Origin of the sequence: Ensifer sp. LC384 (assembly GCF_001695865.1) — a bacterium.
GTDB lineage: Bacteria > Pseudomonadota > Alphaproteobacteria > Rhizobiales > Rhizobiaceae > Ensifer.
Genome location: NZ_MBST01000027.1, coordinates 1 through 13,412, shown reverse-complemented (window position 1 = coordinate 13,412; position 13,412 = coordinate 1). Strand labels below are relative to the sequence as shown.

The 13,412-nt window shown below is 61.5% G+C and carries 16 protein-coding genes; 15 read left to right on the top strand and 1 reads right to left on the bottom strand.

Annotated elements, in window-relative coordinates; all coding sequences use genetic code 11:
- Positions 1–7 precede the first annotated feature (7 nt).
- From pxpB to BC363_RS20440, 4 genes are read left to right on the top strand one after another with little or no spacing between them, the layout of a single operon-like run.
- Positions 8–697 carry a 5-oxoprolinase subunit PxpB gene (gene pxpB / locus BC363_RS20455; protein WP_244512770.1) on the top strand — a complete coding sequence of 230 codons (690 nt, stop codon included), beginning with the start codon at positions 8–10 and terminating at the stop codon, positions 695–697.
- Positions 694–1,686 carry a biotin-dependent carboxyltransferase family protein gene (locus BC363_RS20450; protein ID WP_065784156.1) on the top strand — a complete coding sequence of 331 codons (993 nt, stop codon included), beginning with the start codon at positions 694–696 and terminating at the stop codon, positions 1,684–1,686. Before pxpB ends, BC363_RS20450 begins: the two co-directional genes overlap by 4 nt.
- 30 nt (positions 1,687–1,716) lie before the next feature.
- The gene (locus tag BC363_RS20445) at positions 1,717–2,481 is read left to right on the top strand and encodes a 5-oxoprolinase subunit PxpA (RefSeq protein WP_065784155.1); all 765 of its coding nucleotides are present in this window, start codon (positions 1,717–1,719) and stop codon (positions 2,479–2,481) included.
- A 52-nt stretch (positions 2,482–2,533) separates the two neighbouring features.
- Positions 2,534–3,736, top strand: coding sequence for a pyridoxal phosphate-dependent aminotransferase (locus BC363_RS20440; protein WP_065784154.1), 1,203 nt, complete (start codon positions 2,534–2,536; stop codon positions 3,734–3,736).
- Positions 3,737–3,758: 22 nt separating this feature from the next.
- On the opposite strand, the gene nac is transcribed toward BC363_RS20440, so the two are convergent.
- Positions 3,759–4,664, bottom strand: coding sequence for a nitrogen assimilation transcriptional regulator NAC (gene nac, locus BC363_RS20435; RefSeq protein ID WP_065784153.1), 906 nt, complete (start codon positions 4,662–4,664; stop codon positions 3,759–3,761).
- A gap of 239 nt (positions 4,665–4,903) precedes the next feature.
- Here nac and BC363_RS20430 point away from each other — a divergent pair, with 239 nt between their 5' ends.
- The 11 genes from BC363_RS20430 to BC363_RS20380 all read left to right on the top strand — a co-directional run.
- On the top strand, positions 4,904–5,686 hold the full coding sequence (locus BC363_RS20430; RefSeq protein WP_065784152.1) for an SDR family oxidoreductase: 783 nt from the start codon (positions 4,904–4,906) through the stop codon (positions 5,684–5,686).
- Positions 5,683–6,390: an amino acid ABC transporter permease gene (locus tag BC363_RS20425; RefSeq protein WP_065784151.1), complete on the top strand. Its 708-nt coding sequence runs from the start codon at positions 5,683–5,685 to the stop codon at positions 6,388–6,390. The genes BC363_RS20430 and BC363_RS20425 overlap by 4 nt, the downstream gene beginning before the upstream one ends.
- Positions 6,387–7,145, top strand: coding sequence for an amino acid ABC transporter permease (locus BC363_RS20420; RefSeq protein ID WP_065784150.1), 759 nt, complete (start codon positions 6,387–6,389; stop codon positions 7,143–7,145). Before BC363_RS20425 ends, BC363_RS20420 begins: the two co-directional genes overlap by 4 nt.
- Positions 7,142–7,909 carry an amino acid ABC transporter ATP-binding protein gene (locus BC363_RS20415; RefSeq protein WP_065784149.1) on the top strand — a complete coding sequence of 256 codons (768 nt, stop codon included), beginning with the start codon at positions 7,142–7,144 and terminating at the stop codon, positions 7,907–7,909. The genes BC363_RS20420 and BC363_RS20415 overlap by 4 nt, the downstream gene beginning before the upstream one ends.
- A gap of 24 nt (positions 7,910–7,933) precedes the next feature.
- Complete coding sequence (locus BC363_RS20410; RefSeq protein ID WP_065784148.1) at positions 7,934–8,770, top strand: ABC transporter substrate-binding protein; 837 nt, start codon at positions 7,934–7,936, stop codon at positions 8,768–8,770.
- Positions 8,771–8,867: 97 nt separating this feature from the next.
- Positions 8,868–9,542 (top strand): 4-carboxy-4-hydroxy-2-oxoadipate aldolase/oxaloacetate decarboxylase, encoded by a 675-nt coding sequence (locus BC363_RS20405; protein WP_065784147.1) that lies wholly within the window; start codon positions 8,868–8,870, stop codon positions 9,540–9,542.
- Positions 9,543–9,605: 63 nt separating this feature from the next.
- Positions 9,606–10,373, top strand: a complete 768-nt coding sequence (locus tag BC363_RS20400; protein ID WP_065784146.1) for an SDR family oxidoreductase — start codon at positions 9,606–9,608, stop codon at positions 10,371–10,373.
- The gene (locus BC363_RS20395) at positions 10,342–10,917 is read left to right on the top strand and encodes a gluconokinase (RefSeq protein ID WP_065784145.1); all 576 of its coding nucleotides are present in this window, start codon (positions 10,342–10,344) and stop codon (positions 10,915–10,917) included. The genes BC363_RS20400 and BC363_RS20395 overlap by 32 nt, the downstream gene beginning before the upstream one ends.
- Positions 10,917–11,864, top strand: a complete 948-nt coding sequence (locus tag BC363_RS20390) for a 2-hydroxyacid dehydrogenase (RefSeq protein WP_065784144.1) — start codon at positions 10,917–10,919, stop codon at positions 11,862–11,864. Before BC363_RS20395 ends, BC363_RS20390 begins: the two co-directional genes overlap by 1 nt.
- Before the next feature lie 8 nt (positions 11,865–11,872).
- Positions 11,873–12,904 carry an L-idonate 5-dehydrogenase gene (locus BC363_RS20385; protein ID WP_065784143.1) on the top strand — a complete coding sequence of 344 codons (1,032 nt, stop codon included), beginning with the start codon at positions 11,873–11,875 and terminating at the stop codon, positions 12,902–12,904.
- Positions 12,905–12,927: 23 nt separating this feature from the next.
- Positions 12,928–13,412, top strand: a 485-nt coding sequence (locus BC363_RS20380; RefSeq protein ID WP_161952481.1) for an NAD(P)-binding domain-containing protein, incomplete at its 3' end; no start/stop codon positions are given.

Sequence of the window (13,412 nt, the reverse complement as noted above, 5' to 3'; positions counted from 1 at the left end):
GCTTGCCATGCCCACGTCCTCGCCGGCAGCTCTGCAATTGACCCGTGTCGGCGCGCGGGTCTCAGCGATCGGAGCCCGCGCCTTCCTTCTTGAAGCGTTGGGCGAGTTCGACCTCGCGTCGCAGCGTCGCATCTGGGCTTTGTCGCGGGCCGTCGAGGCGTGGGAGGATCTCTCCGAGATCGTTCCGGGGATGACGAATCTTCTCGTGATCTTCAAGGACATCCCCGAGGATCCGGAACCGGTCGTCACACGTATCATGGAAGCCTGGGAGGGTGCTCAGAGCATCGACCTTGACGGCAAGACGATCGAGATCGACGTCTGCTACGGCGGCGAACATGCGACGGATCTTGCCGCACTTTGCGACCGCTCCGGTCTCAGCGACCGGGAAGTCGTCCGCATCCATTACGAGGCGACGTATCGGGTCTTCGCCGTGGGGAGCGCTCCCGGATTCGGCTATCTGCACGGGCTTGACCCCCGCATCTACATGCCACGCAAGACCGTTCCCTCGATCAACATGGCCAGGGGATGTGTGACGATCGGCGGCATGCAGACGGGTGTTGCCGTTTTGACCGGTCCGAACGGCTGGAATTCGATCGGCTTTGCCGAACTGCAGATGTTCGACCCGTCGTCGCCAACGCCGGCCATCATGGCGCCGGGCGATACGGTGCGCTTCGTGCCTGTAAGGGTGGAACTATGATCGAGGTTATCGAGACCGGCCCGTTCAACACCGTCCAGGATCTCGGCCGTCCTGGCTACAGGAAGATCGGGGTCACCGCGAGCGGAGCCATGGATCCCCTAGGCCTCAAGCTTGGTAATCTGCTCGTCGGTAACGCACCCGGGGCTGCCGCCATCGAGGTTCAGACCTTTCCTTTCCGGCTTCGTTTTACCGGTGCGGTCGTTTTCACAGTGGCGGGCGCGGACTGTGGCGCCGGCCTCGACGGGCATCCGCTCCTGGCCTTGTGCACCTATGTTGCCGATAAGGGCCAGGTGCTTGACCTTGGCCAGCCCCGGACTGGGGCACGCGCTTATGTTTGTGTCGCAGGCGGCGTTGATGTCGAACCGGTCATGGGCTCGCGCAGCACGTCGTTGCGCGGTGCGTTCGGCGGCAACGACGGCAGATACCTGCGGGTAGGGGACACGCTCTCACTTTGTGCCGCGACAGATGGACATCGGGCGCGTGCCGGTATTTCCGTCGTGGATCCTGCGTTCGCTCTTTCTGACCACCTGCCGGTTTCCGATGACGGGTCTCTGCTAATCCGTGCATTGCCAGCCGGCGAGCACGATCTCTTTGGAAACGACGCGGACCGTTTCTGGACTGAGACCTGGAAGATCTCTTCGAAGAGCGACCGTACCGGTTATCGCCTCTCCGGAGAGCCGATCAGGCCGACGACGCCCGTCGAGATGCGCTCACATGGCGTAGTCCCCGGCGTGGTTCAGGTCCCGCCGGGCGGTGAGCCGATCGTTCAGATGAGCGATGCCAATACCGCTGGCGGCTACCCGAAGATCGCCGGCGTCATTGATGCCGATCTCTGGCGTCTGGGTCAGGCGCGCATCGGCAGCCGTTTGAGATTTGTCCGGGCGACGCATCGCGAAGCACTCGATGTCGAAAGGGCGATGGCGCGCTTTCTCGAGGATGTCCGTGTCACTTCGGCGATGGTGACCCGGGCTCTGAACATCATGGCCTGACGACAATCTGTCGGCCAAGAGGAGTGATCAATGAAGATCGATCTGAATTCCGATATGGGCGAAGGCTTCGGGCCCTATCGGCTCTGTGACGACGAAGCGATGATGAAGGTCGTGTCCTCGGCCAACATCGCCTGCGGTTTCCATGGGGGCGATCCGGACACGATGGCGCGCATGGTCCGCCTTGCAAAGGCGAATGGTGTTGGCATCGGAGCACATCCGGGCCTGCCGGATCGCGCGGGCTTCGGCCGCCGCGAACTGCCGTACCAGGCCGACGAATTGCGTCAGCAGATGCTCTACCAGCTCGGGGCGCTGATCGCGATTGCGCGTAGCGAGGGACAACGCGTGTCCCATTTCAGCTTTCATGCCGCCATGGGCAACATGGTCAGCCGGGATCCCAATCTTGCAGATCTGATGATGGACGCAATCCGGGCGGTGGATAGCGAACTGATCGTCTTTGCCATGCCCGGCAGCGAAATCGAGGCCGCCGCCAAACGAGCCCATTTGAAGACCCTCGCTCTTTTTCTCGCCGACCGCGCCTACGATGCGAGCGGTCGCCTTGTCGCGCGAGGCGAGCCGGGAGCCCTGGTCAAGGAAGAGGCAGCCGTTCGCGTCCGCGTGCGCCGGTTTCTGGTCGAAGGAACCGTGAAGACCATCGACGGTGCCACGATTGCCGTTCCCGCCCGATCGATCCTCGTCCACAGCGACACGCCTGGATCCCTGGAGCTTGCCAGGATCGTCCGCAGCGAAGTCGAGGCCGCCGGCGGCGTGCTCGCACCGGCCGCCGAGGTCGTGTGACAGGCCTGCTCGGCCTCCAGCTCAATTCGTCCACCACTCGAAAGAAGAGATCATGCCTGCTACCGCCGACCGATTGAAGAACGTCGCCGTTTCCGCTTCCGCGGCGATGACCCAGCGCGCAAGAGAGCTTGCCGCCCGTGGAGTGAAGGTCATAAGCCTATCCTCGGGCGAACCTGATTTTCCAACGCCCGATCATGCGATTAAAGCGGCCCATGCCGCCGCCCTTGCCGGCGATACGAAATATCCGCCAATGGACGGCACTGCGGCGCTGAAGGCGGCGATTGCGCGCAAGTTCAAGCGCGACAACAATCTCGACTATGAACCGAGCCAGATCGTGGTTTCCGGCGGCGGCAAGCAGGTGATTTTCAATGCGATCCTCGCCACCTGCAATCCCGGCGACGAAGTGGTCATCCCAACCCCGTCCTGGGTGAGCTACGCCGACATCGTCAAGCTCGCTGGCGGAGTGCCGGTTCCGGTTTCATGCCCGGAACAGACGGGCTTCAAATTGCGCGCCGAGGATCTCAATGCCGCGATCACACCCCGCACCAAGTGGCTCATTCTCAATTTTCCGAACAACCCGACGGGTGCCGCGTGTTCGCGTGACGAAATGGCTGCGATCGCCGAGGTCATGCTGCGCCATCCCCATGTGTGGATCCTGACCGACGACATCTACGAGCATCTCGTCTACGGCGACTTCGAGTTCTGTACCATCGCCGAGGTCGAGCCGCGGCTTTACGATCGTGTGCTGACCATGAACGGTGTCTCCAAGGCCTACGCGATGACCGGCTGGCGGCTTGGCTTCTGCGGCGGGCCGAAAGACCTGATCTCGGCGATCAGCAACGTCAACGGCCAGAACAGCGGTGGCATTTCAACGCTGACGCAGGCAGCGGCGGTCGCAGCACTCGACGGCCCTCAGGACCTTCTTCGCGAGCGGGCAAGAATCTACAGAGCCCGCCGGGATTTCGTTTTGAAGAAGCTTGCGGAGATCGAAGGTCTGCGGTGCCATCAACCGGATGGAGCCTTTTACATCTTTCCGAACATCGCCGGGCTCATCGGCAAGACGACCAAGGGCGGCCGACAGATCGAGACTGACGTGGACTTCGTTACGGCATTGATCGACGAACACCACGTGGCAACGGTCCAGGGTGCGGCCTACGGAATGAGCCCCTATTTCCGCATTTCCTATGCAACGAGCATGGAGCAACTCGCCGAAGGCTGCGCTCGCATCGCCGAGTTCTGCGCCGAGATGAGATAGACGGCAGAAGGGCTATCAGTAACTACGGTTTGAGCCTGGCGGTGAGCTCGAGAAGGATATCCTTCACGGCTGCCGCCGGCTCCGAAAGCGGGGTGTGATCGGAGACGCAGAGCGAAAGCGTCTCCTCGATCCTCGGCGTCACCACGCGGCATATCAACGGTTCACTTGTTTCTTTCACGATCCGGTCAGCGATTGCCTTGGGCATGATTGTTGCCCCAAGGCCTCCGGCAACCGCATGGGCAAGCGTTCGCACGATCTCCACCTCACCGACAACCTTGAGATTGGTGCGCGTCCGAGTGAAGGCCGTGTCGACGGCACGACGCACGAAATTGTACGCAGGCGGCAGCAGGAATGGGAGGCCGTCGAGGGCCGCGACCGGGACCGGCTTGTCGCCATCCTCGATCGCAAAATCCCGGTGAGCGACGAGAAAGAACTCTTCGCTAAGTAACGGCTCGAAGCGGACCCCCTTGATCGGTCCCGTCCCATGCAGGAGCGCCATCTCCAGGCGGCCGTTCATGATCATCTGGCTGTAGGTCTGGCCGACACTTTCGGTCAGATGCAAAAGAATGCCCGGATGACGTTTTCTGGTTTCTGCTAGAAGGTCGCCAGAAAGCGTTGCAGCGCTACTGAACGGCACAAGACCCACGGAGACACGGCCGGCGAGAGAGTTGCCCGCGGCCGCCGCGTCGGCTTGGGCCTGCTCCATCTGCCGCAGGATGATCTGAGCGTGGCGATACACCGCATGACCGGCATCGGTCATGCTCACGCCCTGTTGGCTGCGGATCAGGAGCTTCTGTCCGAAGTGATCTTCAAGTGCCGCAAGCTGCTGGCTGAGTGCGGGCTGGGCAACGTGAAGGATGTCAGCGGCGCGCGTGATGCTGCCGCTGTCGACGATGACAATGAAGGATTTTAGGCGCCTGATGTCCATGGCCCGCGCGGATCATTTCTAAGTTTTTTAGCATGTTACAAGCTGGATGCCGTTTTGCAACCGCGCGGGCCCGCGGTTTGCCGGTAAGGACGCCGTCACGCGTGAGCGCGGAGGGCGCCAGAGTGCCCGTGAGCAGGGGTCCGTCGGGCTCCATAAGGCTTGCTTATTGCTCCAGAGATAATCGGTCTTAGGCAAGCCCTCAAAGCTTCGCTAGGGTTATCAAAACAAAGGGGAGCGCGATGCCGTTTTCAGATTACAAGACCGCTTTGGTGACAGGAGCATCCTCCGGAATCGGTGCTGCCGTGGTGGAGCGATTTTGCCGTGAAGGTCTCGAGGTCCATGCCGTCGCTCGCAGTCTGGATGCGCTTCAACAGCTCGCCCAACGCACCGGCTGCGTGCCGCATGCCATCGACGTCACCGATCGCGACGCGCTTTCGGCACTTGCCAAGGAGGTCGAATTCGACATCCTCGTCAACAATGCCGGTGTCGATCGCCCCAAAAAGTTCCTGGAGGCCGACGACGGCGACATCGACCTGCTCGTGGATGTGAACCTCCGTGCAGTATTGCACCTTTGCCGAATGGTCGTGCCCGGAATGGTCAAGCGCGATCGCGGCCATGTCATCAATATATCGTCGATTGCGGGCGCCTATAATTTCGGCGGAAACTCGACCTATCATGCCACCAAAGCAGGCGTCAGCATGCTGTCGAACCAGCTGCGCATCGACGCTTTCGGAAAGCGGGTGAGGGTGACGGAGATTTGCCCCGGCCGGGTCGCGACCGACATCTTCGCCCATGTCCACGGCGACGACCCATCTATTCGGGAGCGCTTCATCGATGGCTTCGAACTGCCTCAAGCCACCGACATAGCCGAAGCCATCGCCTTTGCCGTCGCCGCACCTGTGGCCGTCAATGTCGGACACATAGAGATCACGCCCACGCTTCAGGTGATGGGTGGTCTGCAAACCGCAAAGCCGCAAGGGCCTGCTATTCCCGCGAGCCGCGCGAAAGGGACGAAGCCGTGAACGGGTTTGACCTTTCCGTGATCCTGACGAATCCGGAATTCATGTCGATGCTCGCGCACGGCATCGAGGCGACTTTCATCATCTATGTCGGCTCCTGGACACTCGCGATGTCGCTTGCGATCCTGCTGCTCGCCATACGCTTCTCGCCGCTGCCGGCCGGAGACCGGGTCGTGGCCGCCTACGTTTCCTACCATCGAAATGTCCCGACACTGGTTCAGTTGATGCTCTGGTACTTCGGCATCTTTACCCTGATGCCGGATTGGCTGACCGGCTGGCTCACCAGCCACAACGCCGAAGTCATCTTTGCGATCATTGGCCTTGGGCTTTGCCAGGCTGCCTATTTCAGCGAGGATTTGCGCTCTGGTCTGAGAGCCGTCAGTCCCGGTCAGATGGAAGCGGCGCAGGCGCTGGGGCATGGTTATCTCTCGGCCATGCGTTTCGTGATCATGCCGCAGGGCGTGCGCAACGCCTTGCCGCCGCTCATCAATCACAGCGTTTCACTCTTCAAGAACAGCAGCCTCGCGCTTGTCATCGGTGCGCCGGAACTGACGCATGCGATCAAGGAGATCGAGAACCTGAGCTTCCGCACCTTCGAAATCTATTTGATCGGGACGCTCATCTACCTCTTCATCTCCCTGCTCATCATGGCGGGCGGCGCCTATCTGTCGATGCGGGCGAACCCGGCGGTAGGAGGGCGCGCATGATCACCGACCTCATCGCCATCATCCGCGACTACTGGCTTCTGCTCCTGATCGGTCAATACCCGAACGGACCTCTGGGTGGCCTTGCAAACACGCTGATCCTTTCGGCGTTGAGCATCGGGTTTGCATTCCCCGTCAGCATCATCTTCGCGCTGGCGCGTCTTTCGAGATGGCCGCTGTTGCGCTGGCCGGTCACCGTGCTGGTCTACGTGACGCGCGGCGTGCCCCTCCTGATGCTGATCCTGTGGTGCTACTTTGTCGTGCCGCTCGTGACGGGTACCGACGTCCCGAGCTTCGTGATCATGCTGACGACGCTCGTGATTTATCAGGGCGCCTTCCTGAGCGAAGTTGTGCGGGCTGGGATTGTCTCGCTCAGCCATGGCCAGATGGATGCGGCGCGAGCGCTTGGGCACAGCTACCTCGGCGCGATGCGTTTCATCATCCTGCCGCAGGCGCTCTACAACATGATCCCGAGTATCATCTCGACCTTCGTGTCGACGATCAAGGACACGACGCTTGGCTACGTGATCAACGTGCCAGACCTGACGTTTGCCGCGAGCCAGGTGAACAACCAACTGCTGACACAGCCGTTCCAGGTGTTCCTCATTCTCGCCCTTGTCTACTACGTGCTCTGCTGGAGCCTGACCTATGTCGCTAACCGGGTGGAACGGCGCATCGCACGCCGCCGGGCGGGTACCGTCAGTGCCGCGATCGCTGAGACCACGCCGGCAACCAAGATCATAACGGAGCAGCCATGAGCACCTCAGTCATCGAGCAACGCGACCCGCAGGCAATCCGCATCTCCAATGTCTGCAAGAGCTATGGCGACTACAAGGTTCTGAAGGACATCAATGCTGAAGTCGGGCGTGGCGAGGTCGTCGTCATCTGCGGCCCGTCCGGCTCGGGAAAGTCGACGCTGATCCGGACCGTGAACCGCCTCGAAGAGATCAACAGCGGGTCCATTTCCTTCAACGGCCACGACATTCACGCCTCGATGCGCACCAAGGAACTCAATCTTTTGCGCAGCCGGATCGGTTTCGTATTCCAGAACTTCAATCTGTTTCCGCACCTGTCCGTCCTCGAAAACGTGGCGATGTCGCCGATCCGCGTGAAAGGCGTCCCAGTGGCGGAGGCGCGCGCCAGGGCTGTCAAGCTGCTCGAGCGCGTCGGTCTCGCCGACAAGCAGACGGCCTATCCGGGCCAACTGTCGGGTGGCCAGCAGCAACGCGTGGCAATTGCCCGCGCGCTGGCCATGGAGCCGCCGGTGATGCTGTTTGACGAGCCGACCAGCGCTCTTGATCCAGAAATGGTCGGCGAGGTTCTGAGCGTGATGAAGAGCCTGGCGGCTGAAGGCATGACGATGCTCTGCGTCACCCACGAAATGGGCTTTGCCCGCGATGTTGCAGATCGCATCTGGTTCATCGATGCCGGCCAGATCATCGAGACTGCGACCCCGGACGAGTTTTTCAAGAATCCGCAGCACCCGCGTGCGCAGCGTTTCCTCGCGGACTTGCGGCACTAACCAAATCAACAAAGGAGAACAGCAATGAAATGGAAATGCATCACGCTGGGCGTTGTCCTTGCCGGAGCGAGCGCCATTGCGCCCGCGAAAGCTGATCAGCTGGACAAGATCATGTCATCCAAGACCCTTCGCTGCGCCACGTTTGCCGATGTACCGCCATTTGCTGCGCCCGATCCGGCTACCCGCGAAATGGTCGGTTTCGACGTCGATCTCTGCAAGGCGATCGCTGGGGCGCTGGGTGTTGCAGCCGAAGTCAAGCCGGTGTCTGTCGAGGCACGGGTACCGGAGGTCAAACTCGGTCGGGTCGACATCACCGTCGCCAACCTCGCTTACACGCTTGGGCGTGCCGAGCAGATCGACTTCAGCGATCCGTACTACCTCGCAAAGGAAATGTTGATCGTCCCCGCCTCGGACGAGGGCAAGACCAAGGCCGATTTTGCCGGGGTGCGGATCGCGTCGGCGAAGGGTTCGACGTCCGAGCTTTCGATCAAGCTCAACAAGTCCGAGCCGCTGACTTTCCAGGACACTGCCTCCGCATACCTCGCAGTCCAGCAGGGTAAGGCGCGCGGGATGGTGGCCAACACCATGACGACGACGAAGCTCGTCAACGAATCGAAGTCGCGCGGAAAGGAAATGCGGATGATCGAGGAACCGATGCTGTTCCAGCCGATCGGTATCGGCATGCCCAAGGATCAACCAGCGCTCGTCGCCAAGGTCAACGAAGTCCTGCATAAACTCGATGCCGATGGCGAGATCAACAAGATCTGGGAAAAGTGGCTCGGCCAGGGCACCGAATACAAGATGACACGGACCGACAAGGTCGTGCCGCTCAGCGAACTGAAGTTCGATCCGATCCCGTGATTGGATAGCGGCTACCGCGCTTTCTTTCAGACAATTTCGACACTGAGGGCGGTGGGACCACTGCCGCCATCGCACCGTCACGACCTTGAGGCTCTTCATGACCCATATCAAAAACATTGCCGAACGTCCGTCAGCGCGAGACCTCGAGGCGATCTCGAAGTTCTCGCCGGCGACCATCCACGAAGCGCAGGGGCGCCGCGGGGCGCTTTCGTCCCGCCTCAAGCCCGTCGACTATCGCATGAAGCTTTGTGGTCCCGCATTTACCGTCAAATGCGCTCCACGCGACAACATCATGCTCCAGCTTGCGATCAATTACGCCCAGCCCGGCGACATCATCGTCGTGTCGGCCGGCGAATATGAGGAGGCCGGTTCGTTCGGCGACGTGCTCGCCAACGCCTGCCTCGCCAAGGGTATCGGCGGGCTTGTGACCGACACAGGTGTCCGCGACACCCTTCAGCTGCGAGAACTCGGCTTCCCGGTGTTTTCTCTGAGCGTCTGCATCAAGGGAACCGTCAAGGAGACGCTGACAGCGACCAATGACCCGATCATCGTCGGCGGCGAATTGATCAACCCGGGCGACGTCATTGTCGGCGATGCGGACGGCCTGGTCGTGGTGCGCCGGAACGAAGTCAGGGAGGTCGCAAGGCTTTCGCAGGCCCGCGAAGATGCCGAGGCCGGCTACATCGCAGCCTATAAACAAGGCAAATCCGTCATCGAAGTCAGCAACCTCGAGCCGGTTCTTAAGGCGAAGGGCCTGGTCGTCGGTCTATGATGTCAGTGCTCCCGAACAAGCGCGAGGGAGCACGAACGATATCATTCTCAAAAGGAAGCCACGATGGCACATTCACTGTTCAGTCTTGAGGGTAAGCGGGCGCTGATCACCGGTTCCTCCCAGGGCATTGGCTTCGCGCTTGCGCGGGGCCTTGCCGAGCACGGCGCATCGATCGTTCTCAATGGTCGTGACCGCGGCAAGCTCGACGATGCTGCAAGGTCGCTCCGCACTCTCGGGTACGAGGTTGCCGTCAGCGATTTTGACGTCACGGACGCGGAAGCGGTGAAGCGCGGTGTCGACGCGATAGAACACGATGTCGGCGCCATCGACATCCTCGTCAACAATGCCGGCATGCAGTTCCGCTCGCCGCTCGAGGACTTTCCCGCCGATCGCTGGGAGCAATTGCTGAAGACGAATGTTTCCAGCGTCTTCTATGTCGGCCAGGCAGTGGCCCGACACATGATCGGCCGCGGCGCGGGCAAGATCATCAATATTGCCTCGGTGCAGAGCGAGCTCGCTCGCCCGTCGATCGCCCCCTACACGGCGACCAAGGGTGCTGTCAGGAACCTCACGCGCGGCATGTGCGCCGACTGGGCGAAGTACGGCTTGCAGGTGAACGCGATCGCCCCTGGCTACTTCAAGACGCCGTTGAACCAGGCTCTGGTCGACAGTGCGGAGTTTTCCTCTTGGCTGGAAAAACGCACGCCGGCGGCGCGCTGGGGTGAGGTCGAAGAATTGGTGGGCGCCGCCGTCTTCCTGGCCAGCAACGCTTCCTCCTTTGTCAATGGACACACGCTCTATGTCGACGGCGGTATCACAACAAGCCTTTGAGGCCCGCCGCGGCTTCGGTCCGGTCGTCGTCATGGGCGTCTCGGGCTGCGGGAAATCGACGGTCGGCGAACGGCTTGCCACCTATCTGGGCGCAAGCTTCATCGAGGGCGACAGCCTGCATTCGGCGGCGAACGTCGAGAAGATGCGCAGCGGTATCCCGCTGACCGATGCCGACCGCTGGCCCTGGCTGGATGAGATCGGTGCACGGCTGGCAAGCCCGACTGCCACCGTCGTGTCGTGCTCGGCCCTGAAGCGGTCCTATCGCGAGCGGCTTCGGGATGGCGCCTGGCAGCCAGTCACCTTCGTCTTTCTGCAGGGTACCAGGGCCATGCTCGCGACACGCCTGGCGGAGCGAAAGGGCCACTACATGCCGCTGTCGCTACTCGACAGCCAACTCGCCGTTCTCGAGCTTCCCTCGGGGGAGGCGGACGTCATAACCATCGAAATCGATCAGTCGCTGGAGCGCATCGTTGCGCTGGCGATGAACACGCTGGCCATTCGTGCGGATCGCGCGGCCAATGAAGAACCCACGGGAGGAAAATGATGACGAAGCCGGAAATTCTGCTGATGGGCCCCTATCCGGATTGGGACCTGGTGGATCTCGAAGCGCGCTACGTGGTCCACAAGATCTACGAGGCCGAGGATGGAGATACGTTCCTCGCGGCGCATGGGGCCCGCGTCCGGGCGATCGCGACCCGCGGCGAACTCGGCGCATCGGCTGACCTGATCGGCAGGCTCCCCCAGGTCGAAATCGTCTCCGTCTATGGTGTCGGCTATGACGCCGTCGATCTCGCCGCCTGCCGTGATCGCGGCATTCGCGTTACCAACACCCCTGACGTCCTGACAAACGATGTTGCCGATCTCGGTGTGGCGATGATGCTCTGCCAATCGCGCGGAATGATCGGCGCCGAAAGCTGGGTCAAGGATGGCAGCTGGGCCGCCAAGGGTCTTTATCCGCTAAAGAGACGTGTCTGGGGTCAAAGGGCCGGCGTGCTCGGCCTCGGACGCATCGGTTTCGAAGTAGCCAAGCGTCTGCGCGGCTTCGACATGGACATCGCCTATAGCGACGTTTCCGAGAAGCCCTATGCGGAAGGCATGACCTTCGTCTCCGATCCGGTTGCGCTTGCGGAACGCTCCGATGTCCTGTTCGTGACGCTCGCAGCCTCCGCCGCCACGCGGCACATCGTCTCGAAGGATGTCATCGAGGCGCTTGGACCCGAGGGCATGCTGATCAACATCTCCCGCGCGTCCAACATCGACGAGGATGCCTTGCTCGATGCATTGGAAAGCGGTGCGCTCGGTTCGGCGGCGCTCGATGTCTTCGAAGGCGAACCGATGCTCAATCCGCGGTTCCTGAAGCTCGACAACGTCCTGCTGCAGCCCCACCACGCCTCCGGCACGATCGAAACCCGAAAGGCGATGGGCCGGCTCGTTCGTGAAAACCTCGCAGCGCACTTCTCCGGTGCTGCGCTCGTCACGCCTGTTGTTTGAGGTTCGCCATGAAGGCTGTCGTCATTCACGCCGCCAAGGACTTGCGGATCGAGGAACGGGAAGACCAGGTTCCGGGCTCTGGTCAAATCGAGGTTCAGATCGAGGCCGGCGGTATCTGCGGATCGGATCTCCACTATTACAACCATGGGGGCTTCGGCACGGTGCGCTTGCGCGAGCCGATGATCCTCGGCCATGAGGTCGCAGGCACGATCAGGGCGCTTGGCGAAGGCGTCTCCGGGCTTTCTGTCGGTGACCGGGTGGCCGTGTCGCCGAGCCGTCCCTGCGGGACATGCGACTATTGTCAGCGCGGCCAACAGAATCATTGCCTGAACATGCGCTTTTACGGCAGCGCCATGCCGATGCCGCATATCCAGGGCGCGTTCAGGCAACGTCTGGCTGCCGAAGCGTGGCAGTGCCATAAAGTTGCTGACGGCGTATCGATCAATGAGGCAGCACTTGCCGAGCCTTTCGCCGTCACGTTGCACGCCGTGGCGCGTGCAGGCTCACTGCTCGGAAAAAGGGTGCTCGTTACCGGCTGTGGCCCGATCGGCGCGCTCGCGATCATCGCCGCCCGTGTTCACGGCGCGCGTGAGATCGTTGCGACCGACGTCATGCATGGCGTGCTCGAAAAGGCCGAGTCCATCGGCGCCGACCGGGTGATCAACGTCGCCAGCAATCCCGATCAGCTCGCAGCCTACGCTACCAACAAAGGCTATTTCGACGTCCACTTCGAAGCCTCCGGAAATGCGCAGGCTGTGCGTTCTGGCCTCGAAGTTCTGAAGCCTCGGTCGGTACTGGTGCAACTCGGCCTTGGAGGTGACGTTTCCATCCCGCAGAACCTGGTGGTGGCGAAGGAGATCGAGATGCGAGGGACATTCCGGTTCCATGAGGAGTTTGGCCTGGCCGTTGATCTCATCAATGCGGGACGTGTCGACCTCAAGCCGCTTCTCACTGGCGTCTTCCCGCTCGAGGAGGCGGTGACTGCCTTTGAGACCGCCGGCGACCGCAATCGCTCCATGAAGGTGCAGTTGAGCTTCTGAGCGATCAGGACAGGAGATTTGCAATGTCACAGGCGGAAATCGGCCTTATCGGTCTCGGCGTCATGGGCTCGAACCTGGCGCTCAACATCGCTGAAAAAGGCAACAAGATCGCGGTCTTCAACCGCACCGTCGAGGCGACGCACAAATTCTACGCGGAAGCCGGCGCGCTTCAGGGCCAGATCGTGCCCTGCGACACCATCGAGGAGTTCGTCGCCGCCATCCGCCCGCCGCGCCCGATCATCATCATGATCAAGGCCGGCGAGCCGGTCGACCAGCAGATGGAAATCCTCAAGCCCTACCTCGCCAAGGGCGACATCCTGATCGATGCCGGCAACGCCAACTTCCGCGACACGATGCGCCGCTTCGACGCGCTGAAGGGGTCGGACCTGACCTTCATCGGCATGGGCGTTTCCGGCGGTGAAGAGGGCGCGCGCCACGGCCCGTCGATCATGGTCGGCGGCACGGAAGACTCCTACAGGCGCGTCGAGACGGTGCTGACCTCGATCGC

Bases quoted from the DNA above. Each gene is read 5' to 3' on its own strand.
- BC363_RS20410 (WP_065784148.1), top strand. From the start codon at position 7,934: ATGAAATGGAAATGCATCACGCTGGGCGTTGTCCTTGCCGGAGCGAGC.
- BC363_RS20385 (WP_065784143.1), top strand. From the start codon at position 11,873: ATGAAGGCTGTCGTCATTCACGCCGCCAAGGACTTGCGGATCGAGGAA.
- BC363_RS20405 (WP_065784147.1), top strand. From the start codon at position 8,868: ATGACCCATATCAAAAACATTGCCGAACGTCCGTCAGCGCGAGACCTC.
- nac (WP_065784153.1), bottom strand. From the start codon at position 4,664: ATGGACATCAGGCGCCTAAAATCCTTCATTGTCATCGTCGACAGCGGC.
- BC363_RS20445 (WP_065784155.1), top strand. From the start codon at position 1,717: ATGAAGATCGATCTGAATTCCGATATGGGCGAAGGCTTCGGGCCCTAT.
- BC363_RS20420 (WP_065784150.1), top strand. From the start codon at position 6,387: ATGATCACCGACCTCATCGCCATCATCCGCGACTACTGGCTTCTGCTC.
- BC363_RS20450 (WP_065784156.1), top strand. From the start codon at position 694: ATGATCGAGGTTATCGAGACCGGCCCGTTCAACACCGTCCAGGATCTC.
- BC363_RS20430 (WP_065784152.1), top strand. From the start codon at position 4,904: ATGCCGTTTTCAGATTACAAGACCGCTTTGGTGACAGGAGCATCCTCC.
- BC363_RS20390 (WP_065784144.1), top strand. From the start codon at position 10,917: ATGACGAAGCCGGAAATTCTGCTGATGGGCCCCTATCCGGATTGGGAC.
- BC363_RS20440 (WP_065784154.1), top strand. From the start codon at position 2,534: ATGCCTGCTACCGCCGACCGATTGAAGAACGTCGCCGTTTCCGCTTCC.
- BC363_RS20415 (WP_065784149.1), top strand. From the start codon at position 7,142: ATGAGCACCTCAGTCATCGAGCAACGCGACCCGCAGGCAATCCGCATC.
- pxpB (WP_244512770.1), top strand. From the start codon at position 8: ATGCCCACGTCCTCGCCGGCAGCTCTGCAATTGACCCGTGTCGGCGCG.
- BC363_RS20400 (WP_065784146.1), top strand. From the start codon at position 9,606: ATGGCACATTCACTGTTCAGTCTTGAGGGTAAGCGGGCGCTGATCACC.
- BC363_RS20395 (WP_065784145.1), top strand. From the start codon at position 10,342: ATGTCGACGGCGGTATCACAACAAGCCTTTGAGGCCCGCCGCGGCTTC.